Source organism: Hoeflea sp. YIM 152468 (assembly GCF_029210485.1).
Lineage (GTDB): Bacteria > Pseudomonadota > Alphaproteobacteria > Rhizobiales > Rhizobiaceae > Hoeflea.
Window position 1 is genome coordinate 1 of sequence record NZ_JARGET010000013.1, and the last position, 23,392, is coordinate 23,392.

General features: G+C 60.3%; 20 protein-coding genes. 4 read left to right on the top strand and 16 right to left on the bottom strand.

From position 1 onward, the window contains the following. The first annotated feature begins 342 nt into the window (after positions 1 to 342). A complete protein-coding gene (locus PZ897_RS07460; RefSeq protein ID WP_275751327.1) occupies positions 343 to 2,289 on the top strand; it encodes a M23 family metallopeptidase in 1,947 nt (648 codons plus the stop codon). Positions 2,290 to 2,446: 157 nt separating this feature from the next. Here the strand turns inward: PZ897_RS07460 and clpB are convergent, their stop codons facing one another. From clpB to PZ897_RS07490, 6 genes are all read right to left on the bottom strand, one after another. Beyond that, a complete protein-coding gene (clpB, locus tag PZ897_RS07465; protein ID WP_275751329.1) occupies positions 2,447 to 5,074 on the bottom strand; it encodes an ATP-dependent chaperone ClpB in 2,628 nt (875 codons plus the stop codon). 191 nt (positions 5,075 to 5,265) lie between these two features. Further along, complete coding sequence (locus tag PZ897_RS07470; protein ID WP_275751330.1) at positions 5,266 to 5,994, bottom strand: DUF4167 domain-containing protein; 729 nt, start codon at positions 5,992 to 5,994, stop codon at positions 5,266 to 5,268. A 287-nt stretch (positions 5,995 to 6,281) separates the two neighbouring features. Further along, positions 6,282 to 7,193, bottom strand: coding sequence for a peptide chain release factor N(5)-glutamine methyltransferase (gene prmC, locus PZ897_RS07475; RefSeq protein WP_275751331.1), 912 nt, complete (start codon positions 7,191 to 7,193; stop codon positions 6,282 to 6,284). Beyond that, the gene (gene prfA, locus PZ897_RS07480; RefSeq protein ID WP_275751333.1) at positions 7,180 to 8,265 is read right to left on the bottom strand and encodes a peptide chain release factor 1; all 1,086 of its coding nucleotides are present in this window, start codon (positions 8,263 to 8,265) and stop codon (positions 7,180 to 7,182) included. The genes prmC and prfA overlap by 14 nt, the downstream gene beginning before the upstream one ends. A gap of 8 nt (positions 8,266 to 8,273) precedes the next feature. After that, positions 8,274 to 10,535 (bottom strand): phosphoenolpyruvate--protein phosphotransferase, encoded by a 2,262-nt coding sequence (ptsP, locus tag PZ897_RS07485; protein WP_275751334.1) that lies wholly within the window; start codon positions 10,533 to 10,535, stop codon positions 8,274 to 8,276. Between the two features lie 94 nt (positions 10,536 to 10,629). After that, positions 10,630 to 11,904 carry an aspartate kinase gene (locus tag PZ897_RS07490; protein WP_275751335.1) on the bottom strand — a complete coding sequence of 425 codons (1,275 nt, stop codon included), beginning with the start codon at positions 11,902 to 11,904 and terminating at the stop codon, positions 10,630 to 10,632. A 192-nt stretch (positions 11,905 to 12,096) separates the two neighbouring features. Between PZ897_RS07490 and ubiG the strand changes: the two genes are divergently transcribed. Next, the gene (gene ubiG, locus PZ897_RS07495; protein ID WP_275751338.1) at positions 12,097 to 12,849 is read left to right on the top strand and encodes a bifunctional 2-polyprenyl-6-hydroxyphenol methylase/3-demethylubiquinol 3-O-methyltransferase UbiG; all 753 of its coding nucleotides are present in this window, start codon (positions 12,097 to 12,099) and stop codon (positions 12,847 to 12,849) included. Positions 12,850 to 12,950: 101 nt separating this feature from the next. Here ubiG and PZ897_RS07500 read toward each other — a convergent pair whose 3' ends face one another. From PZ897_RS07500 to PZ897_RS07515, 4 genes are read right to left on the bottom strand one after another with little or no spacing between them, the layout of a single operon-like run. Continuing rightward, complete coding sequence (locus PZ897_RS07500; protein ID WP_275751340.1) at positions 12,951 to 13,376, bottom strand: DUF1178 family protein; 426 nt, start codon at positions 13,374 to 13,376, stop codon at positions 12,951 to 12,953. Continuing rightward, the gene (locus PZ897_RS07505; RefSeq protein ID WP_275751341.1) at positions 13,373 to 14,233 is read right to left on the bottom strand and encodes a carbon-nitrogen hydrolase family protein; all 861 of its coding nucleotides are present in this window, start codon (positions 14,231 to 14,233) and stop codon (positions 13,373 to 13,375) included. The genes PZ897_RS07500 and PZ897_RS07505 overlap by 4 nt, the downstream gene beginning before the upstream one ends. A 3-nt stretch (positions 14,234 to 14,236) precedes the next feature. Then, positions 14,237 to 14,497: a glutaredoxin 3 gene (grxC, locus tag PZ897_RS07510; protein WP_275751343.1), complete on the bottom strand. Its 261-nt coding sequence runs from the start codon at positions 14,495 to 14,497 to the stop codon at positions 14,237 to 14,239. 35 nt (positions 14,498 to 14,532) lie between these two features. Further along, positions 14,533 to 15,285: a ComF family protein gene (locus tag PZ897_RS07515; protein ID WP_275751591.1), complete on the bottom strand. Its 753-nt coding sequence runs from the start codon at positions 15,283 to 15,285 to the stop codon at positions 14,533 to 14,535. Positions 15,286 to 15,420: 135 nt separating this feature from the next. Between PZ897_RS07515 and PZ897_RS07520 the strand changes: the two genes are divergently transcribed. Beyond that, on the top strand, positions 15,421 to 16,305 hold the full coding sequence (locus tag PZ897_RS07520; protein WP_275751345.1) for a methyltransferase domain-containing protein: 885 nt from the start codon (positions 15,421 to 15,423) through the stop codon (positions 16,303 to 16,305). Between the two features lie 17 nt (positions 16,306 to 16,322). Here PZ897_RS07520 and PZ897_RS07525 read toward each other — a convergent pair whose 3' ends face one another. The 6 genes from PZ897_RS07525 to PZ897_RS07550 form a co-directional block, all read right to left on the bottom strand. Beyond that, entirely contained in the window at positions 16,323 to 16,496 is a 174-nt protein-coding gene (locus tag PZ897_RS07525) for a Flp family type IVb pilin (protein ID WP_275751347.1), read from the bottom strand. 45 nt (positions 16,497 to 16,541) lie between these two features. Beyond that, on the bottom strand, positions 16,542 to 16,835 hold the full coding sequence (locus PZ897_RS07530) for a hypothetical protein (RefSeq protein ID WP_275751349.1): 294 nt from the start codon (positions 16,833 to 16,835) through the stop codon (positions 16,542 to 16,544). 151 nt (positions 16,836 to 16,986) lie between these two features. Further along, positions 16,987 to 17,394, bottom strand: coding sequence for an 8-oxo-dGTP diphosphatase MutT (mutT, locus tag PZ897_RS07535; RefSeq protein WP_275751351.1), 408 nt, complete (start codon positions 17,392 to 17,394; stop codon positions 16,987 to 16,989). Positions 17,395 to 17,398: 4 nt separating this feature from the next. Then, entirely contained in the window at positions 17,399 to 18,157 is a 759-nt protein-coding gene (locus tag PZ897_RS07540) for a GNAT family N-acetyltransferase (RefSeq protein ID WP_275751353.1), read from the bottom strand. 35 nt (positions 18,158 to 18,192) lie between these two features. Continuing rightward, positions 18,193 to 19,434, bottom strand: coding sequence for a bifunctional glutamate N-acetyltransferase/amino-acid acetyltransferase ArgJ (gene argJ, locus PZ897_RS07545; protein ID WP_275751355.1), 1,242 nt, complete (start codon positions 19,432 to 19,434; stop codon positions 18,193 to 18,195). Between the two features lie 39 nt (positions 19,435 to 19,473). Further along, entirely contained in the window at positions 19,474 to 20,331 is an 858-nt protein-coding gene (locus PZ897_RS07550) for a peptidylprolyl isomerase (protein WP_275751357.1), read from the bottom strand. A 255-nt stretch (positions 20,332 to 20,586) separates the two neighbouring features. Here PZ897_RS07550 and secA point away from each other — a divergent pair, with 255 nt between their 5' ends. Continuing rightward, positions 20,587 to 23,304: a preprotein translocase subunit SecA gene (gene secA, locus PZ897_RS07555; protein WP_275751359.1), complete on the top strand. Its 2,718-nt coding sequence runs from the start codon at positions 20,587 to 20,589 to the stop codon at positions 23,302 to 23,304. Positions 23,305 to 23,392 lie beyond the last annotated feature (88 nt).

Genomic DNA, 23,392 nt, shown 5'->3' on the forward strand with positions numbered 1-23,392 from the left:
CTCGTTGTGTGAGCGGTTTATAGGTCCCACCCACACAAAGAGTCAACAGACAAAATTCGAAAAGATGACATTATTCCAAATTATTTCGCACTGCACACTCATTCGGTGACCGTTTTATGACATCGTATATATAAAGTGGAGTTTTCGGCGCTTTTCCGCCATACCTCCGCCCGATTTCTCGTTAGAAGCTTGGGCAACAGGGTCAGTTGCAGCCCTGCCCCTTGCTGCGGCCTTGAGCGGGCGGCGATCCGGCCGCTGATTTGACACCTGGCTCACCGCAAGGCACATCTGCTTGCTGACGCTCGGCAATGCATCGGCGATAGCCACACACCCGGAGGGAAAATGCCAAACGATGAGTTTCTTGCGCGGCAGATGGGCGATCAACCGCCGCTGCTGGCCGGGGGCCGCAAGCCGCCCGACAAACGCGAGATTTCGTTGCGTTGGCTGTCGGGAACCTTCATGACCGGCATCACCTCGAGCCTTTTGATGGGGGTGGCACTGTTCGGCGCCATGGAAGGCCGCGAGCAGCTGGCGATTCCCGCCGAAGCCCTGGCAGCCACCGATCTTGATGGCGGTGGCGCGGGAGCCGTCGAGAAGGGCGCTCGGCTGGTTCAGTCGATCGTCACCGCCAAGCCGGCCGACCGCAGCATCATGGAGGTCTCCACCATGGTCCGCGACGGCGACCGGGATGTGGTCCGGCGCCAGCCGTTCGCCCATGTCAAGATCGCGCTGGCAGCCATTCATCCCAACGCCACCGCCAAGCCGTATCCACGCTTTGATCCTCTGACCATTTTTTCGGCCGGTGAAGCCGAAGTCGGCTCCAGCGTTCGCACCGGCGTGATCTACGGTGCCGATGTCGATTCCGAGATCAGTCTGCGCTCGGTTGATTTCCCGCTCGAGGCGCCAGGCCACCCCTTTGCCGCATCGATGACGCTCGACGAGGCCGAGGAAACGGTCAGAGCCAATGGCTCGGTGCTCACCGACGGAACAGTGCAGTTCGCCTCGCTCAACTATGTCGACCCGCGCCGGTTCGGTTCAAATCGCATCGAGCTCGATTTCAGCGCCAGTCTCAATGCGCGGGTCATAGCCGAAAATGTGTCGGTCGCGTCCTATTCACCGCTGACGCCCGCGCTCGTTGAATATGTTGATGACATCGTCCCGGTGCGCAAGGCTGCGCCGCTGGCTGATATTCTCGATGGCGCGGGCTATTCGCCAGACCAGTACCAGGCGCCTCTGGCGGCGCTGACAGGTCAGATCAAGACCGACCGGATACCCGCACAGTCGGTGATTCGCGTCGGCGTCGAGCAAACCGGCGAGCGAGCCCGAATCATTCGCATGAGCGTTTACCAGCACCCCCGGCACCTGATCACCGTGGCGCTGTCGGATCACAATGGCTTCGTCATCGGCAATGAGCCGCCGCCCACCCCCGCGGTGCGTTCAGCCTTCGACGACACCTCAATCCCGGTTGCCACGGCTCGCGACCTGCCCAATATCTATGACGGCATCTATCGCGCCGCCCTCGCCTACGACATGTCGGCCGAGATGGTCGGACAGATCATCAAGATGCTCGCCAGCAATGTCGACTTCCAGTCCCAGTTGCGCCCCTCCGACAGCCTCGAGGCCTTTTTCTCTGTTGCCGACGAAAGCGGCGCTGCGACCGATGCCTCCGAATTGCTGTTCGTCAATGCCAAATTCGGCGGCAACACCATCCGGCTCTACCGGTTTCAGCACCCCGAAGACAATTCCATCGACTATTATGACGAGGAAGGCCGCAGTGCCCGGCAATTCCTGCTGCGCAATCCAGTGCCCAACGGCAAGTTCCGCTCCGGCTTTGGTATGCGCCGCCACCCGATCTTGAAATATTCGAGAATGCACACCGGAGTCGATTGGTCGGCGCCGCGCGGCACGCCGATCATCGCCTCGGGCAATGGCGTTGTCGAGAAGGCGGGCTGGAGCGGCGGCTATGGCCGTCAGACCATCATCCGCCATGCCAATGGCTACAAATCAAGCTATTCACACCAGAACTCCATCGCCAAGGGCGTTGTCGCCGGAGCCCGTGTGCGCCAGGGACAGGTCATCGGCGCGGTTGGCTCGACCGGGCTTTCGACCGGGCCGCATCTTCATTACGAACTGATTGTCAACGGCAACAAGGTTGATCCGATGCGCATCCGCTTGCCCGACGGCAAGTCGCTCAAGGACGAGACCTATGATATGTTCGCCCGCGAGCGCGACCGCATCAATGCGCTGCTGGGCATTGAAATGGTCAACAAGGAAATAGCCAGTCGTTGAAGCTGACGGCAAAAGGCTGATCCGAAGCCCCGCCTTCCCCATCCACTCTGCTGCATGACGCGCTCAAATGCGGGCCTATTGACGAGAACGGACAGGCATCTTTTCACAGAGACACAGCGCCGCGCATCCGATCGGAGGCGCGGCGCTGTCAAGACGTTCAGGCTGCTTCGCCCTGGGCTGCACCGGCCTTTTCGCCCGCAGGCTCCGAGACCGTGAACACCAGCCTGTCGGAGCCTGCCGCGGCTCGCACATGGCTGCCCTCGCCAACCTCGCCAAGCAGGATCTTCTCGGCCAACGGATCCTGCACATATTTCTGCACAACCCGCTTGAGCGGCCGTGCACCATAGGCCGGATCATAGCCCTTTTCGGCAAGCCAGGCCCGTGCCCCCTCATCAAGCGTGATATCGATCTTGCGATCGACCAGCAGCCTGCCCAGGCGAGAGAGCTGGATATCGACGATGGCGCCCATTTCCGACCGCCGCAAGCGGTGGAACAGGATGATTTCGTCGATCCGGTTGAGGAATTCCGGCCGGAACGATGATCTGACAACATTCATGACATCATCACGCGCCGCATCGGCGTCCTGCTCGTCAGTCAGCGCTGCCAGATATTCAGACCCCAGATTGGAGGTCATGACGATCAGGGTGTTGCGGAAATCCACCGTGCGACCCTGCCCGTCCGTCAGCCGGCCATCATCAAGCACCTGCAGCAGAACGTTGAAGACATCCGGATGCGCCTTTTCGATTTCGTCGAACAGGATCACCTGGTAGGGCCTGCGCCGCACCGCTTCCGTCAGTGCGCCGCCTTCATCATAGCCGACATAGCCCGGAGGCGCCCCGATCAGCCGCGAAACCGAATGTTTTTCCATGTATTCGGACATGTCCATCCGAATCAGCGCAGTCTCGTCGTCAAACAGGAACTCGGCCAAAGCCTTGGTCAGTTCCGTCTTGCCGACCCCGGTGGGGCCGAGGAAGATGAAAGAGCCCATCGGTCGGTTGGGGTCCTGCAGGCCGGCACGGGCACGGCGCACCGCTTTGGAGACCGCCTGGACCGCTTCGCCCTGGCCAACCACACGCTTGCCGATCTCGTCTTCCATCCTGAGAAGCTTGTCACGTTCGCCCTCCAGCATCCGGTCCACCGGAATCCCGGTCCAGCGCGACACGATGTGAGCAATGTGATCAGGGGTCACGGTTTCCTCGACCATGGCGGCATCATCTGCCTCGCCATGAGCTTCAGCTTCTTCAAGCTGCCGCTCCAGCGCCGGAATTTCGGCATAGGCAAGCTCACCCGCCCGCTGATACTCGCCGTTGCGCTGGGCAATGGCCAGATCATTCCGCGCCGCTTCGAGCTTGAGTTTTATATCGGCCGCCAACCCCAGCTTCTGCTTTTCGGACTGCCAGCGCGCCGTCAGCACCCCGGATTTCTCCTCGATGTCGGACAGTTCCTTGTCGAGGCGTTCAAGCCGGTCTTTCGAGGCTTGATCGGACTCCTTCTTGAGGGCCTCGCGTTCGATCTTGAGCTGCATGATACGGCGGTCAAGTTCATCGAGCTCTTCGGGCTTGGAATCGACCTGCATTCTCAACCGCGCAGCCGATTCATCCACCAGATCGATGGCCTTGTCCGGCAAGAACCGGTCCGTGATGTAGCGGTTGGAGAGCACCGCCGCTGACACAAGCGCAGAATCACTGATTCGCACCTTGTGATGCTGCTCATATTTCTCCTTGAGCCCGCGCAGAATCGAGACCGAGTCCTCGACGGTGGGTTCTTCCACCATCACCGGCTGGAACCGCCGAGCCAGGGCTGCGTCCTTTTCCACGTGCTTGCGGTACTCATCCAGCGTGGTCGCCCCAACACAATGCAACTCCCCCCGCGCCAGGGCAGGTTTGAGCAGATTGGAGGCATCCATCGCTCCATCAGCCTTGCCGGCGCCAACCAGCGTGTGCATCTCGTCGATGAACAGGATGATCTCGCCATTGTTTGCCTGGATTTCCGACAGCAAGGCCTTGAGCCGCTCTTCGAATTCACCGCGATATTTCGCGCCTGCGATCAGCGCCCCCATGTCCAGCGACATGAGTTGCTTGTCCTTGAGCGATTCGGGCACATCGCCATCGACAATCCTGAGGGCCAGGCCTTCGGCGATCGCTGTTTTGCCGACTCCGGGCTCGCCGATCAGAACCGGATTGTTCTTGGTCCGGCGCGACAGCACCTGAATGGTGCGGCGAATCTCGTCATCCCGGCCAATCACCGGATCAAGCTTGCCCTCACGCGCAGCCTCGGTCAGGTCTCGCGTGTACTTTTTCAAGGCGTCAAAACCCTGCTCGGCCCCGGCGCTGTCTGCGGTGCGGCCCTTGCGGATATCGTTGATGGTCTGGTTCAGAGCCTGGGCGGTCAAACCGGCATTCTTGAGGATTTTCGAGGTCTCAGCCGACGATTCGACCACCAGCGCCAACAGCAGCCTTTCGACCGTGACAAAGCTGTCACCAGCCTTCTTGGCAGCGTCCTCGGCGGTCTGGAAAACTTTCGCAACCGGCTGGGAGAGATACAGCTGGCCGCTGCCGCCCGAGACTTTGGGCAGCTTGGCAAGGGCCGCCTCATTGGCCAGCCGCACATCACCAGGCCGCCCGCCAGCGCGTTCGATCAGCGACGACGCCATGCCCTGATCGTCATCCATCAACACCTTGAGCAGATGTTCAGGCATGAATTGCTGGTGGCCTTCGGCCAGAGCCTGCGATTGGGCCGACTGGATGAATCCGCGAACGCGTTCCGAGTATTTTTCAATATTCATTGTCTTCTCCTTTTCCTGCCCCGCCCTTTTTTTGGCGCGGAGCAGCGGGTCCGGATGGGCTCCTGATTGCAGCAAGCCCGATTGATAGATCAGATATGGGTATTCACAGTTGCGTGAAAAAGACCTCTCCGGGCAATAAAAAACCCCGGCTGTGAACAACCGGGGTTTTGCAAACAATCTGAAGCTTCAGTTTATTCGGCGGCTGCCGGTTCAACTGCAACCGGGCCGTCCTCCGCCGGGCCTGCAGCATCCGAGCCATCTTCAGCACGAACCCGCTTCGGGCGTCCGCGGCGGCGCGGGGCTGGGCGCGCAGCGGCCTCTGATTCGGGTGTTTCCTGCTGAATTGCCACCTCGGCCGGAAGCCCCTCGATCACCGGCTGCGGCGCATCGGCGTCGTAGGCTGGTTTCGGCTGTGGTTCCGGTCGCGGTTTGCGTTCCGGCCGGACACCACGTTCCGGGCGTTCGTTGCGCTCACCGCGGTCCTGGCGCGGCTGCCGTTCGGCGCGGGCTTGCTGCTCGTTCCGCTGACTGCGCTGATCCTGCGTGTTGCGATCAGTGTCACCATCGGAATCGCGGTCTTCATCGTCCTGGTCCTGCGATTCGCGACCTTGCGGCTGGGTATCATCCCGTTGCAGGCGCTCTTGCATCTGTGCCTGCGCCGTCAGGATGATCCGATTGTAATGCTCTGCATGCTGCAAATAGTTTTCAGCCATGACACGGTCGCCCGAACTTTGCGCATCGCGCGCAAGGTTCATGTATTTCTCCGCCACATGCTGGGCCGTTCCACGAATTTTCACGTCCGGACCGGAGCTGTCATAAGAACGCGATAGCGGGTTCTGGCCCTTGCGGTTGCCCCCGCCACCATTCGTGTTGCTTCCGCTGCGACCGCGGCCGCGCTTGTTTTGCTGTCCTGGCCTCATTCGATAGTCACCTGATTGTGTTCCTGAAAAATATGTTGGGCGCTTTGGCCGGAGATTTGGCTCGCAAGTTGCGCCGCGACCAAGGATCGTCCACCGATCCCGTCACAGTTATGGGTTCAAATGCAGATACCCGCGCCAGAGGCTGTCCTGTGAACCAACCGCCAAATTGGCGGGTTCCTGGAGCCGAGCCACATCGGATCGAATCTGTTTCAAGACTTGCTATCCGGCGCTGCCTTGGAAACTAGCCATGTTTGTCTGCAATTCCAAGCCTTTTCTTGAAATTGGCACTAAAAGTCCTGCACGGTCGGCCTCTGACCGGTCGCCATTTCGAACAAGAGAACGCGTTCACGCCCGCCCAAATCGGCAAATATCCCTGTGGTCTCGAAGCCGGCACCTGCAAAGATGCCGGATACCAGAGCGTTCTGTCCGATCCCGATCTCCAGCGCCACATGCCCACCCTGCTCCAGCCGGTCTGCGGCTTGAGCGGCAATCGCCCGGTAGGCGTCTCCTCCGTCAGACCCGCCATCGAGCGCGATTGCTGGATCATGCTCGGTCACCTCCCGCGCCAACAAAGCCAGATCGGCGGTTGGAATGTAGGGCGGGTTCGAGACGATCAGGTCGAACCGGGCTTCAACATCTGAAAGCCAGTTCCCGACCACCGCGTGGTAGCGTTCGCAGAGATCGTTGCGTCTGGCATTCTCGAGCGCCGTCTCCACCGCCTCAGCGGAAATATCTATCCCAAGACATCGGGCTTGCGGACATTCTGCAATCAGAGCAAGACCGATGGCGCCAGTCCCAATGCCGAGATCCACGATGGAACATGATCCCTTTGCCGCAGCCACCTGACGCACCAGCGGCAGAACTGCATCGACCAGCGTTTCGGTGTCGGGACGCGGCTCAAGCGTGGCTTGCGACAGGCCGAGCCTGAGGCCGTAAAATTCCCGCTCTCCGAGGATGCGGTGTACCGGCATCCCGTCAAGCCGCCGCCCGGCCGCGTCCACCAGACGGGCCCGCACATCATCGTCCAGCACAATGTCACCACCGGTGATCAATTGATGCGGTTCAAGCCCAGCCACACCAGCAGCGAGCAAGCGGGCATCAAGATCTGCGGTTTCAATACGCGCGGCCCGAAACGCGAGGCGAAGACCGAGCCAGGCTTCGCCTATGGTACGCGCTCCCGACAGGTCAGGCTTGTTCATGACCGCCAAGCATTGCCAATTGCCCTGCCTGATGATCGGAAATCAGCGCATCAACGATCTCGTCGATTTCGCCCATCATCATCCGGTCCAGCTTGTACAGCGTCAGGTTGATGCGGTGATCGGTGACCCGGCCCTGCGGGTAATTGTAGGTGCGGATGCGCTCCGAACGGTCACCGGATCCAACCTGGCTGCGCCGCGATTGCGACCGCTCGTCATCGGCGCGTTGCCGTTCCAGGTCGTAGAGCCGCGCCCGCAGCACCTGCATGGCGCGCGCGCGGTTCTGGTGCTGCGATTTTTCAGAAGAGGTAACCACCAGCCCGGTCGGCAGGTGGGTGATGCGCACCGCCGAATCGGTGGTGTTGACGTGCTGGCCACCGGCACCCGATGCCCGCATCGTGTCGATCCGGATATCCTCGGGGCGGACTTCTATGTCGATGTCCTGGGCTTCGGGCAACACTGCCACGGTCGCAGCCGATGTGTGAATACGTCCGCCCGATTCAGTTTCGGGAACCCGCTGAACCCGGTGCACCCCGGATTCGAATTTCAGCCTGGCAAACACCCCCTTGCCCGAGACGGTGGCGATAATTTCCTTGTAGCCTCCGGCTTCACCCTCGTTTGCCGAGAGCACTTCCACCCGCCAGCCCCGCGACGAGGCATAGCGCTCGTACATCCTGAACAGGTCTCCGGCAAACAACGCCGCCTCGGAACCTCCCGTCCCGGCGCGGATTTCAACAATGGAGCTGCGCTCGTCGGCGGCATCCTTGGGCAACAGCATGATCTCGATCTGCTGTTCGATCTCTTCGATACGATCCTTGAGTGTCCGCAGTTCTTCCTCGGCCATGTCGCGCATTTCGCGGTCGGTCGAACGATCGGCCAACATTGCCACCAGATCGTCGCGCTCGGCTTCGATCTTGGTGAGTTGGCGAACCTCGCCAACCAACGGCTGCAATTCCGAGTATTCGGACGCTAGCTTGACATAGGTCTCCGCATCGGGGCCGGCGGACATGCGCGCCTCAACCTCGCCGAAACGGCGCTCGAGTTCACGGATTTTCTGGGTCGGCAGTCGCGCCATTGTCGTTCCTAAAGGCTCACGCCATTGGCGTCGGCAAAGTCCATCAGGAATTCGCGGACGGTTTTTTCGCTTCGCGTCTCGGCAATAACCGGCAGAAGCGCTTGTTCAAGCTTGCCCAGATCCAGCGACAACAGCATTGACTTCACCGGTCCAATCGCTGCAGGCGACATCGATATGTTCTTGAAGCCAAGCCCGAGCAACGCCATCGCCGAGAGCGGTTTGCCGGCGATTTCACCGCACAAGGTCAACGGTGTGCCGGTCTTGTTGGCCGCCACCACAATCTGGCGCAGCACCCGCAAGAACGGCCGTCCGAGCGTATCAAACCGTTCCGCCACGCGCGAATTGCCCCTGTCGACCGCCATGACGAACTGGAACAGGTCATTGGACCCGACCGAGACGAAATCCACTTCTTGCATCAGCTCGTCCAGCTGCCAAAGCAGGCTCGGCACCTCCAGCATGGCACCAAACTGCACGCTGCGTGGCAACTCATAGCCAAAGCGGGAGAGGTGCTGCACTTCCTTGGCGAGCAGCTCCCGCGCCAGCCTGAGTTCGTTGACTTCGGTGACCATGGGCAGCATCAGCTTGAGCTCGGCTCCGGCCGCCGCTTTCAACAAGGCTCTGAGCTGCGTGCGCAGCAACCCTGGCCGGTCCAGTGATAACCGGATAGCGCGCCATCCCAGCGCAGGATTTTCTTCTTCCGCAGAGCGGAAATAGGGCACCACCTTGTCACCGCCGATATCCAGCGTCCGAAAGGTCACCGGCTTGCCATCGGCTTGCCGCAGCACGTTGCGGTACAGCGTCTCCTGCTCGTCGACTTTTGGCATGGTTGACGCGATCATGAATTGCAATTCCGTCCGGAACAGGCCAATGCCGCCTGCCCCCGATTCACTGAGTTGCGGCAGGTCGACCAGCAAGCCGGCGTTCATCTGCAGCGTGATGAACTGCCCGTCCCGGGTGCGCGATTCGACCGTCCGCAATGCACGGAATTGTTCCTGCCGTTTGGCGCGGAACCGGACCTTGTTGGCATAGGCGTCCTCAACGTCGGACATTGGCCGAAGATGCACGACGCCGTCCTCGCCATCGACAATGATCGGATCACGGTTTTCGGCAAGCGAGGCAATGCCGATCACCTGACCAACGACTGGGATTCCCATCGCCCTCGCCACGATCACCACATGGCTGGTCACAGCCCCGTCTTCCAGCACCAGGCCGCGAATCGCATCGCGCGGATAGTCCAGCAATTCCGCAGCGCCCATGGCGCGGGCCACGATGATCGCATCCTGCGGCAGATCGGAGCCGCCAGGCACAAATCCGGTCAACTGCCGCAGCAGCCGATTGGCAAGATCGTCAAAATCATGCAGCCGCTCACGCAGATAGGGATCGGTCATATGGATCATGCGCGCGCGCGTATCGCTCTGCACCTTTTCCACCGCCGCCTCACAGGTCAGACCGTTGCGGATTGCTTCTTCAAGTTTCCGCACCCAGCCACGATCATGCGCAAACATGCGGTAGGCCTCGAGCACGGCCCGGTGCTCGCCTTCCATGGATACGTCGCGCCGCGAAAGCATGGTGTCGATAGACACCCTGAGCGAACTCAACGCCTCTTCGAGCCGCTTGAGTTCGGCATCCATATCGTCATTGAGAAGATCGGTAACAACGATCCGGGGTTCGTGGAGGATGACATGGCCGAGACCGATGCCATCGCCGTACGCGTCACCGTCAATCGTCACCGACCGGCTCAGATCAAGTTCAAGACCCGCCCGGGTAATCTTTTTGAGTTCGCCTGTGGCGATCATCTCGGCCAGAACCATTGACGTGGTCTCGAGCGCCTCGACTTCGTCCTCGCGGTATTTTCGGTGCGCCTTGTTCTGCACGACCAGAACCCCGAGCGAACGCCCCGCACGCAACACCGGAACACCGAGAAAGGAACTGTAAACCTCTTCGCCTGTTTCCGGCAGATAGGTAAAGGCGGGATGCGCCTGGGCGTCGGACAGGTTGAGTGAACGGGCGCTTGCGGCAATGGTGCCGACCAGCCCCTGACCCATTTTCAGTTGAGCCTGGTGCACAGCGTCCTTGTTCAGTCCTTCCGTGGCGAAAAGCTCCAGAGCGCCGTCGGCGCGCAGCACGTAAAACGAACACACTTCGGCAACCATATTGGCCGCGATCTGGCGGACGACCTGGTCAAGGCGCTCCTGCGGCTCAAGGGGCTCCGCCATCAATTCGCGCAGCCGCCTGAGAAGAACGCGCGGACCTGCGGATAGGTCTCTCATCGCGCTTCATTCTCCCAATTCGTGTGCCCCGGTCGGGAAAGCTCCCGGCTGATTAACAGCGTTCGGCTATTGCCCGCAAGCCAAGTTCCGATGGCTAACTCTTATCCAGACCGTAGACGGAATGCAAAGTCCGCACCGCCAATTCGGCATAAGCGCCGTCAATCAGGATCGAAATCTTGATTTCCGAGGTTGTTATAGCTTTGATGTTAATCGACTTTTCCGCAAGCGCCTTGAAAGCGGTCGCAGCCACGCCAGCATGGCTGCGCATGCCGATGCCGATGACCGACACCTTTGCAAGACCTGATTCGCTCTGCACCACGTCATAGCCGACCACCTGCTTCTGGCCTTCGAGCACGGCAAGCGCCTTCTCGGCATCGCTGGTGGGCACGGTGAAGGTCATATCTGTACGCGAACCGTCTTCGGAAATGTTCTGCACGATCATGTCGACATTGATGTAGGCGTCAGCCAGGGGTCCGAAGATCGCGGCCGAAACGCCCGGCCGGTCGGCAAGTCGTCTCAGGGAAATCTGTGCCTCATCCTTGGCGTAGGCAATGCCGGTAACGACTTCCTGTTCCACGATTTCTTCCTCGTCGCAAATAAGAGTTCCAGGCGGATCGATCAGATCCCCCATTCCAGGCGCATCCGGATCGACGAAGCTGGAGCGGACAAAGGTTCGCACCTTGTGCACCATCGCCAGTTCGACCGAGCGCACTTGTAGCACTTTGGCGCCGAGGGAGGCCATTTCAAGCATTTCCTCGAACGCGATTTTTTTCATCCGCCGCGCCTTCGGCTCGATCCGCGGGTCGGTGGTATAGACCCCATCGACATCGGTGTAGATGTCGCAGCGGTCGGCCTTGACCGCAGCAGCGATCGCCACTGCGCTGGTGTCCGACCCGCCACGCCCCAGCGTCGCCAGCCGGTTGTCCGGGCTGATGCCCTGGAACCCGGCGACAACCGCCACCTGACCCATCTCGAACCGGCGGATCAGCTCGGACCCGTCAATTTCGAGGATTCGTGCGGCCGCGTGGGCATTGTCGGTCTTCACCGGAATCTGCCAGCCTTGCCACGACCGCGCATCCACGCCCATGGATTGCAGCGCGATTGCCAGCAATCCGCTGGTCACCTGTTCGCCGGAAGCCACAATCGCATCGTATTCGCGAGCATCATAAAGCGGCGCGCTGGCCCCGGCGACCATCGGCATCGCCTGCACCCAGCCGACCAGTTCGTTGGTCTTGCCGGCCATGGCCGACACCACCACGGCGACCTGGTGTCCTGCATCGACTTCACGCTTGACGTGCCGGGCCACGTTGCGAATCCGGTCGAGGTCGGCGACCGAGCTGCCACCAAATTTCATAACTATGCGGGCCATGCTGCTATATCCGCTAACAAACCCGTTCCCGGGCAAGAAAAACCGCCCCGGATTGCGGAACGGAACGTGGCGATCTCATAACCACAAATCTGGCCGTGCGCAACCGGAACGCTGATACGACATCGGTTACCCTTGACAAGAACCGCCTGACGCCCGAGGTGATTGGGCAGCAGACAACGCGGGGAGAGACCGATGAAGCAAGCCGCTCCGACAACCATCGATCAGGCCGAAGTCGATCGCTTCTCGGCAATGGCTGCCGAGTGGTGGGATCCGCAGGGTAAATTCCGCCCGCTGCACAAGTTCAATCCTGTGCGCCTGACCTACATCCGCAATCATGTAGCTGCCCATTTCGACCGCGATCCGAAGAGCGACAAGCCACTGTCTGGCCTGAGAATACTCGACATCGGTTGCGGCGGTGGGCTTCTGTGCGAACCGATGGCCCGCATGGGTGCCGACGTACTGGGTGCCGATGCATCGCGCACCAATGTCGAGGTTGCCGCAATCCATGCCGAACAAAGCGGTGTCTCTGTCACCTATGAAGCCGTGACATCGGAAGAGCTGGCAGCTCGCGGCGAGCGCTTTGATGTGGTGCTCAATATGGAAGTGGTCGAGCATGTCGCCGACGTCGATCTGTTCCTTGGCTCTTGTGCCGAGATGGTCAAACCGGGCGGGCTGATGTTCGTGGCCACGATCAACCGGACCCTGAAAGCCAGGGCACTGGCGATCATCGGCGCAGAATATATCCTGCGCTGGCTGCCGCGGGGCACTCATCAATACGAGAAACTGGTTCGTCCCGAAGAAATCGAAGCGCCACTGGCGGCTTCCGGCATGAATGTCATCGACCGGACCGGCGTTTTCTACAACCCGCTTCAGGATCAGTGGAGCATGTCTCGAGATATGGATGTCAATTACATGATGTTGATGGAGCGGCCACAAAAAGCCTGATCAGCCCCGCTGCCTGACATTCAGACGGGAATGCTCTTGAGCTGCGCCAGCAAATCGCGTTGACCCGCAACATGGCCAGACTGAAGCCGCGCCCGCCCATGTCAGCTCAGATCATCCGGCAACTCCGGCAAGGGGGCGATGTCGATGCCGTCCTCGACCAGCGACCTTGCGTCTTCCTTCGTAGCCTGGCCGAAAATTCCCCGAGCCTCGGCTTCGCCATGATGGATCTTGCGGGCTTCATCGGCGAACCGCGGGCCGACATCTTCCGAGTTCTGCTTGATGGCCTGAACCATGTGTCTGAGCTTGCGCATCATTTCGCGCTGTTCCGGGGCCATGGCCAAAGGCTGCACCTGCTTGTCGCCTGCCGCCGACACGGCCGGCGCCATCAGCGACTTGCCGACTTGCCGTGACCCGCAGACCGGGCATTCGACCAATCCGCGCTGGCTTTGGCTGTCAAAATCCTTGCCCGAGGAAAACCAGGCCTCGAACTGATGATCTTTGTCGCAATGCAACGAGAAGCGGATCACGCCACCTGGTCTCCCTTGTTTGTCTGTGCTCCCGTTTCCACCCGGTAGGCCCGAGCGTTTTTCAGATTGGGGATTTTCGCCCTGGCTGCTTTTACCTCATCAAGCGTCAGATCGGCGACAATGACACCGGGCTCATCGCCCTCGGCTTCAGCCATCACCCGTCCCCAAGGGTCGACGATCAGCGAATGGCCGTATGTCTCGCGTCCATCTTCATGCACACCGCCCTGCGCCGCCGAAATCATGAAGGCGCCATTTTCGATTGCCCGGGCGCGCTGCAGCACATGCCAGTGCGCTTCGCCGGTTTGCCGGGTAAAGGCTGCAGGGGCGGTCAGGATCTCCGCGCCGGCCAGCGCCAGCTCGCGAAACAGATGGGGGAACCGGATGTCGTAGCAAATGCCCATTCCAAGCCGAGCGACGTCAAGATCAACCGTTTGAGCGACGTCGCCAGGTCGGTAGGCCGAACTCTCCCGCCAGCTCTCGCCGTTGTCGAGATCAACGTCAAACATATGAATCTTGTCATAGCGCGCGAGAGCCGCACCGCTCGGATCAAACACAACGCCACGGTTGGCGGCCATCTCATTCCCGGCATCGACAGCCGTCGAGCCGATATGCAAATAGAGGCCGAGCTCCGCCGCCAGTCTCGCCGCCGCTTGCAGGACCGGATCGTCCAATTCGGCTTTGAGAATGCTGCGCAAGCTCGCCCGATCTTTTTGCAGCGAACCTGTCATTTCCGGCGTCTGCACATAGCGCGCCCCGCACGACGCAGCCTCGCGAACGAGTCTCTCCATCACGGCAATGTTCGCCTCGGGGGAAATGCCCGAGCGCATCTGAACAGCGGCGACGACGAGTTTGCGCATAATTCAGGCCTCCGCCAGCATCGGGTCCAGCTTGCCGGCGCGATCCAGAGCATGCAATTCATCGCATCCGCCAACATGCATATTCCCAATAAAAATCTGCGGGAATGTTGCCCGGCCATTGGCCTTGCCAATCATCTCCTGCCGCAAGTCCGGAGAAAATGTGGCATCAAATTCGGTGTAGGCAACGCCCTTGCCGTCCAGAAGACGTTTCGCTGCGGTGCAAAATCCGCAAAACTGCCGGGTGTATAGAGTTACGTCTGCCATTCAGGTCTCCAGATCTGTTGCCGCCTGTGCGCCTGTCAAGCATATAGGGTTGCCTCGCCCCGGCTTGCAACCCTGGCAAAGGTCAACACGTTGACCTGCGCAGCACCGGCCCGAAGCAAGGACCGCGTCGCCGCCTCGACGGTTGCCCCCGTGGTCAGCACGTCATCGATCAGCAGAACTTTCAGCCCGAGAAACCGCTGCGCCTGCCCGGGAACGGTCAGGAAAGCGCCGCGGACATTCTCCTGTCTGGCCCGCAATCCAAGGCCGACCTGCTGCTGTGTGGCCCGGATCCGCCGCAACACGCCGGGCAGAAACCGTTTTCCGGAAATGCCTGCGAGCTTCCGGGCCAGTTCCGCCGACTGGTTGTAGCGCCGCGACAACAGCCGGCCCCGATGCAGCGGAACTGCGATGATGACGTCACTGTCGCCAATCACCTCATAACCCGCACGCGCCATCCAGCCGGCCATCATCCGCGCCAGATCGGCGCGGTCGGAATATTTCAGCCCATGAACCATTTTGCGCGCCACGCCATCATGAAAGACAGCCGCCCGCGCACGCGAATAGGCCGGTGGTGTCGCTATCGCCTGGGGTGAAACCAGCCCCTCTCCCCGGTCATGGTCAAAAGGCAGCCCTGTGACCTCGCAATACGGCCGCTCGATGAAGCGCACGGTCCGCCAGCACTCGGCACAAAGGGCAGACGGAGTACCGGTCATGGATCCACACCCCGAACAGACCGGCGGATACACCAGCCGCGCAAGGCTCGCTCCGGCATGCCGACAGGCTGACACCAGCCTGTCGCCGGCTATGAAGGAAACCGGCAGGTCCATCGGTTGACTTTAGCGCCGTTCCAGCCAACAAGCGAGCCGAAGCCGCATTGGCGTCGTGCGTCGTGGCCGAAACCGCAAATCAATGGGCATCGGAACATGGACCGTCTCTTTGATCATACCCTCCTGCGCCAGCGCCGCGCGCGAGCGCTGGCCAGCATCGCGCCAGGATCAGATTTTCTTGTTCGCCGGGTAGCCGAGGAAATGGCCGAGCGATTGTCCGTCGTCGAACGACGTTTCGACCATCCGGTCCAGGTTCATGGCGGCCTGCCGCTCACCGCACAAATGCTGCATGCCACCGGAAAGACGGCCCGTTTCACCTATGTCGACGCGTGCGCTGTGCCGGGCATCGATGTCGGCGATCTGACGCTGTCCGACCCCGATCACGTGCCGGTCGATGCCGGCAGCGCCGACCTGATCATCTCGCCCCTGGCGTTGCACCTGACCAACGACACGCCAGGCGTGCTGGTGCAGCTGCGCCGGGCGTTGATGCCCGACGGTTTGATGCTTGCCGCCACCCCCGGCGCCGGCACTTTGGGAGAATTGCGCGAATCGCTGCTCGCGGCGGAAAGCGAACTGACCGGCGGCGCCAACGCCAGGATTCATCCATTTGCCGATATCCGCGATTATGGCGCGCTGTTGCAGCGTGCGGGCTTCGCGCTGCCGGTCACCGATATCGATGATATCGTGGTCCGGTATCCTGACATGTTCGCCTTGCTGAAAGATCTGCGCGCCATGGGTGCAACGTCAGTGCTGACCGGCAGAAGCCGGAAACCGGTAAGCAGAGCGCTGTTCTTGCGGGCAGCACAGATCTATGCGGAACGGTTTTCAGATCCCGACGGGCGTATTCGCGCCAGCTTTCCGGTCGTTCACCTGTCCGGCTGGGCACCGCATGAAAGCCAGCAAAAGCCGCTCAGACCGGGTTCCGCAAAACTGCGCCTTGCTGATGCGTTGAAAACACCGGAACAGAAACTGCCACGCTGAAGATCCCGGTCCTGTCGCTACTGAGAATTCCTCAGATGACCGGCTGCGCCATCCAGCGTGGAATTGATGGTTTCGCCCAGCGTGGTCGCCGCCGCGATCAGCGCAATTGCGATCATCGCGGAAATCAGTCCGTATTCGACCGCAGTTACTCCGGAGGTATCTTGCACAAATCTGCGGAACAAGAGTTTCATGTCGCACATTCCGATTCAGGTTACGGGGCTCTCACTCAGGGCTAGTCAGCAATCTCCGGTATTGCGGCCATCGTTTCGTATGATGCACAGTGCGCCCGGATCGTCCTGCAGAATGGATTTGCGAACCGTGTAGGATTTGGTCTTCAGATCCTGCGGAATTGATCCGGTGGTTATGGAATCGAACTGGTCCGGAGCCCAGGCCACGCGAGCCGTCGGTGCCCGGTCGGCAAGCATCGGCGTCAAAATGCTGGCAAGCGCAACGGTCGCAGTTCCGAACAGCAGTGCTGCGCGAATTGCGCCAAATCGTTTCGGCTGACCTTCCACCCTGCTTCTGTCCATCACAGTCATCCAAAAGTCACCGTTGGTCATTACGCCTCCACCGAGAACCCGTGCTGGTCCTCCATTTCAGCCAATGTTGCGCCAAGTGAATTGAAGTTTCATTAACGCTAATGCCAAATTGGCCCAGCCAGCCACACAGGGCGCGGAAACCTCACAGGAGATCGATGAGATAGGGGATCAGCGGTTCGTCGGCGGGAGGCATCGGATAGGTGCGCAGATCCCGCGGACGAACCCATTTCAACGCCTGTCCCTCCAGCCCGCGGGCGCTTCCTTCAAACCGGCGGCACACGAAGAGCGGCATCAGCAGATGAAACTCGTCATAGCTATGGCTGGCAAATGTCAGCGGAGCCAGGCAGGCTTGCTTCGTGGTGATACCGATTTCTTCGGCAAGTTCGCGGATCAACGCAGCCTCGGGTGTCTCGCCTGGCTCCACCTTGCCACCTGGAAACTCCCAAAGACCAGCAAGTTTCTTGCCCTTGGGCCGCTGCGTCAAAAGCACCCGTCCGTCGGCATCAACCAGGGCACAGGCCACGACCAGCAGAACTTTCTGTGCGCTCATGGGATCAAAACCCCGGTTTCTGGCGGTAGGCGTAGCGGTAGACTTCGCCAAATCCCAGCCCCTGGTAGAGGGCAACGGCGGCCGTGTTTTCACTTTCGACCTGCAGCCAGGCCGTCTCGGCGCCGCGATGGCGCGCCCATCGGAGCGCAGCAGTGACCACCTCGCGCCCATGGCCAGAGCGGCGCATGTCCGATCGCGTCGCCAGTTCGAACAGCCCGGCCAAATCATTGTCGTGGACGCACAGTGCTGTGGACACCGGACCGGCGTCTTCCCGTTCGATGACGAACAGGCCGCTGGGCGGCTGTATCGCGCTCAACACTTCGGTCAGGCCAGGTTTTAGCGATTGAGCGCGGCCATGAACGGACAGAGAAGCATCGACATAGCGGCCGACATCACGCAACGGCAGATGATCCAGCCCGCGATTGATGTTGAGGCTGTCGATTGCACCCGTCATCACGATCGTTTCACCGAAGCGACGCCAGCCAAGTGCGTCAAGGTAGGATTCAAGCGGGGGCGGGGCCAGCGGCGATTGCCGGAATACCAATGGCCGATCATAGGATCCGAACCGGCGCTGGGCCCGCTCGACACGGGCTTCAATGTCGTTGTGATCGGACGGATCAAGCGGATTGACCGAATTGAGCCGCTTGGACGGATGCCCGGCGGTCAGGCGGATCTGCCAGCTGCCATCATACTGAATCGACGCGGCCGGCCAGGCCCGAAATCCGACGGCTTCAAGTCTTCTGACAATAGCTAGATTTGGCAAGATGCGGCCTGTATCCAGTTAATCCGGCCCACCGCTCAACTGCGGTAGTCACCATTTATCTCTACATAGGCCTTTGTCAGGTCGCAGGTGAAAACCCTTGCCTTGCCACGGCCAATTCCAAGATCAACCTTGATGGCAATCTCGTCGTGTTGCATCACGTCAGAGGCCGCAGCCTCACTGTAGGCGGGATCGCGCTCGCCGTTGACAGCCACGCGCACGTCGCCAAACCAGATCGCCAGCTTGTCGCGTTCGGCCTTTTCGCCCGCCTTGCCGACCGCCATCACGATCCGGCCCCAGTTTGCATCCTCGCCGGCAATGGCTGTCTTGACCAGCGGCGAGTTGGCTATCGACCGGGCAATCCGCCCGGCTGCCTTTGCCGAGGCCGCACCGGTCACCGTGATTTCGACCTGTTTGCGTGCGCCTTCGCCATCGCGAACGATCTGGATTGCCAGGTCTTCCATAAGATCGGCCAGGGCTTTCGAAAACCCGCGCGCGCGCGGGTCGCCGGCGGATGAAACCAGGCCGGCGCCACGACCGGCGGCAGCGCCGGTGGCAAACACCATCAGGGTGTCTGAGGTCGACATATCGCTGTCGACGGTGACCGCATTGAAAGTCGATCCGACATGGCGGGCAAGCATCGCCTGCAGAGCAGGCGCTTCGATCGCTGCGTCGGTGACGATGAACGACAGCATCGTTGCCATGTCCGGTGCGATCATGCCGGCGCCCTTGGCCATGCCGTTGAGCGTGACCGTAATGCCGTCAATCTGCGCCGATCGTGTCGCAACCTTGGGATAGGTGTCCGTGGTCATGATCGCGCGAGCCGCATCGATCCAGTGGTCACCGGTTGCCGAAACAGCCATTGTGTCGAGAACGCCGGAGAACTTGCGCGCGTCCAGCGGTTCGCCGATAACTCCGGTTGAAGCGAGGAACACTTCGCTCTCAGCGCACCCGACCGCCGCCGCGGCCGCCGCGGCCGTCATCGCTGTGGCGGCGTTGCCCTTCTGGCCGGTAAACGCATTGGCGTTTCCGGAGTTGACCACCAGTGCCCGCGCCCGGCCGCGACCAAGATTGGCCCGGCAGAAATCAACCGGAGCGGACGGGCATTTCGAGGTGGTGAACACGCCTGCAACTGCCGCCGGCTTGTCAAACACCATCATCATCACATCCGTCCGGTCCTTGTACTTGATCCCGGCAGCCGCCGTCTGAAGGCGTACCCCTTCAATGGGCGGCAATTCGGCATAGGACTTCGGAGCCAGGGGAGACGTGTCGGCAGACATTGTGCGATCCTTGGTTGAGCGGCTTAGGCGGGCAGACTGTTACTGTTGCTGTTGCTGGCTCAGAGTCTCGTAAGATGTCTTGAGATCGGGATCGAGAACTTCGATCTCGGTCTCGGCCCGTGCTGCGCGAATGAGGTCGCCATAGCGTTCACGCATGACCAGTTGCCGGACCTGATCGGCGACGGCTTCAAATTCCGGAGGCGCGGTCTGGCGGCGCTCTTCAACCTTGATGACGTGCCAGCCGAACTGGGTTTTCACCGGCTCTCTGGCATAGTCTCCCGTTTCAAGGGTGAACGCCACGGCTTCGAATTCCGGCACCATGCGGCCTTTGGTGAAAAAGCCGAGTTCGCCGCCTTGCGCCGCGCTCGGCCCCGTGGATTTTTCCTTGGCAAGCTCGGCAAAATCCTTGCCGCCATCAAGCTCGGCAATGACCGCTCTGGCTTCTTCCTCGGTTTTCAGAAGAATGTGGCGGGCATTGATTTCCTCTTCAGGCGGCGTTGCGGCGATTTCCTTGTCATAGCGCGCCTTGATATCGGCGTCACTGACCGGGTCGACAACGGTTGCCCTGAACAGGGCGTTGTGCAGGGCGCGGTCACGCTGGAATGTCATCAGTTTCTTGAATTCGTCGGTCTGGTCAAGTTTTTCAGCTTCAGCCTTGCGGGCAAGTGTCTTGATATCGATGACTGCGGCCAGCGCCGCAACCCGGCGCTGTTCGGCCGGCATTTGGGCAAACTGCGGGTCAAGATCACTTTCCGCCAATGTCAACTCGGATGCATGGATCTCGACACCAGCGACCGTTGCCACCACCGGATCGGCCTCATCAGCGGCATGGCCATGAAGCGGCAGAAAGGTAGCGGAAGTCAGGAGAGCTGCGGCTGCAAGCTGTGATAGGCGCATGGATAGACCTTTCATTGTGACACTTTTTCAGCACGACCAGCCATGTGGTCGTCGAATCCGGCCATCTTAAGACGGTTATTCGCCGCCGTTGACATCGTTCGAACCCCCTCTTATCTGTCAGCCAACCGTCCGTCCAGACGGCTTTCCTGGGTTGAAGGCCATCGCCACGGCGTTTTTTTAACTGCCCTTCCGGTCGCAGGCCAGCGCCGGTTTCAAATCCTGCAGCCCGTGCAGCTTCAAGAAAGGACCATTGAAATGGTCAAGTTCGGCGCTATCGCCCGCAAAATTTTCGGCTCATCCAATGAACGCCGTGTCCGGGCATACAATCCGCAGGTTGAAGCCATCAATGCTCTCGAGCCCGAACTCATCGCACTCAGCGATGCCGAACTGGCGGCACGCACGGTGCAATTCCGGGAGCAGGTCGCAGCCGGAACCAAGATTGATGATTTGCTTGTGCCGGCTTTTGCAACCGTTCGCGAGGCGGCACGGCGCGCCATCGGGCTGCGCCCCTTCGATGTTCAGCTGATCGGCGGCATGATTCTCAATGAGAATTCCATCGCTGAAATGAAGACCGGTGAGGGCAAGACGCTTGTCGCCACCCTGCCGGTCTACCTCAACGCCCTTTCCGGCCAGGGTGTCCACGTCGTCACCGTCAATGATTACCTTGCACGCCGTGACGCCGAATGGATGGCCAAGATCTACGACTTCCTCGGCATGACGACAGGCATCATCGGGCATGGCATGGACGACAACGAACGCCGTGACGCCTATGCCTGCGACATCACCTACGCCACCAACAACGAACTCGGCTTCGACTATCTCCGCGACAACATGAAGTATGACCGGGCGCAGATGGTGCAGCGCGGACACAATTACGCGATTGTTGACGAGGTTGACTCCATTCTGGTCGACGAGGCCCGCACCCCGCTGATCATCTCCGGCCCGCTGGATGACCGCTCGGACCTCTACAACAGCATCGATGCGCTGATCCAGAAGCTCGAACCCGACGATTACGAAATCGACGAGAAGCAGCGCTCCGCCACCTTCACCGAAGGCGGCACCGAGAAGCTCGAAGCCATGCTCGCCGAAGCCGACATGCTGAAAGGTGAATCGCTTTACGACGTCGAAAACGTCGCTGTCGTGCACCACATCAACAATGCGCTGAAGGCGCACCGGCTGTTCACCCGCGACAAGGATTACATCGTCAAGGATGACGAGATTGTCATCATCGACGAATTCACCGGTCGCATGATGCCTGGTCGCCGGTACTCCGAGGGCCAGCATCAGGCACTTGAGGCAAAGGAAGGCGTCAAGATCCAGCCGGAAAACCAGACACTGGCCTCGATCACCTTCCAGAATTATTTCCGCATGTATTCCAAGCTTGGCGGCATGACCGGCACGGCCTCGACCGAGGCCGAGGAGTTCGGAAGCATCTACGGACTCGATGTGGTTGAAGTGCCGACCAACGTCCCCATTGCCCGTCTTGATGAGGACGATGAGGTTTACCGCACGGTTGAAGAAAAATACCAGGCGATCATCGACGATATCAAGCTCTCGCGTGCCAAGAAACAGCCGGTACTGGTGGGCACCACGTCCATCGACAAGTCCGAAATCCTGGCCGATTTGCTGCGCAAGGCAGGCGTGGAGGATTTCAAGGTTCTCAACGCCCGCTATCACGAGCAGGAAGCTTACATCGTCTCCCAGGCCGGCGTTCCCGGTGCTGTGACCATCGCCACCAACATGGCCGGTCGCGGCACCGACATCCAGCTTGGTGGCAATGCCGATATGCGCGTTGCCCAGGAGTTGGGTGACATGCCCAAGGGACCGGAGCGGGACGAGAAAGAAAAAATCATCCGCGCCGAAATTCAGACACTCAAGGACGAAGCGCTGGCCGCCGGTGGTCTTTATGTGCTGGCCACCGAGCGGCACGAAAGCCGCCGGATCGACAACCAGCTGCGCGGCCGCTCGGGCCGTCAGGGCGATCCGGGCCGCTCTAAGTTCTTCCTGTCGCTGCAGGATGATCTGATGCGCATTTTCGGCTCCGAACGTATGGACAGCATGCTCAAGACCCTGGGTCTCAAGGATGGCGAGCCGATCATCCATCCATGGATCAACAAGGCCCTTGAACGGGCGCAGAAGAAGGTCGAGGCCCGCAACTTCGACATTCGCAAGAACCTGCTCAAGTTCGATGATGTGATGAACGATCAGCGCAAGGTGGTGTTTGAGCAGCGCAAGGAACTGATGGATTCCGAATCCATCTCGGATATTATCGTGGACATGCGCCACGAAGTCATTGACGGCTTGGTCAAGCTCCACATTCCCGAGCGCGCTTATGCCGAACAATGGAATGTCGACGAGCTCAAGAAAGGCGTCCAGGCCTATCTCAACCTCGATCTTCCGATCGATGAGTGGGCCGCGGAAGAAGGTATCGCCGAAGACGACATCCACACGCGCATTGTTGAGGCTGCCGACAATCTTGCCAGGGAACGGGCGGAACGCTTCGGGCCTGAAGTTATGACATATGTCGAAAAATCTGTTGTTCTCCAGACACTTGACCATCTGTGGCGGGAGCATCTGGTTAATCTTGACCATCTCCGCTCGGTGGTCGGCTTCCGCGGTTACGCGCAGCGTGACCCGTTGCAGGAGTACAAATCCGAAGCCTTTGAACTGTTTCAGGCGCTGCTCGCCAATCTGCGGCAGGCAGTGATGGCGCAATTGATGCGGGTCGAAGTTGTCCGCGAAGCCGCCACGGCACCGGAGCCCGAACTGCCTCAAGACATGGAAGGCCACCACATCAATGCCAGCACGGGCGACGATGAGTTCGACCGGCCCGACGTTCAGCTCGCAGCCGGAGTGGTGGCGCCGCAAGACCGCAATCCCGAAGATGAATCAACCTGGGGCAAGGTTGGCCGGAACGAGGCCTGCCCCTGCGGATCGGGCAAAAAATACAAGCACTGCCACGGCGCCTACTGATCGCCGCAGGCCAGAGAGCCAGGCCGGGATCCTCGATCGAAGATCCCGGCTTTTTTGTGCGCTGATGCCGGCCTTGACTGACCAACCC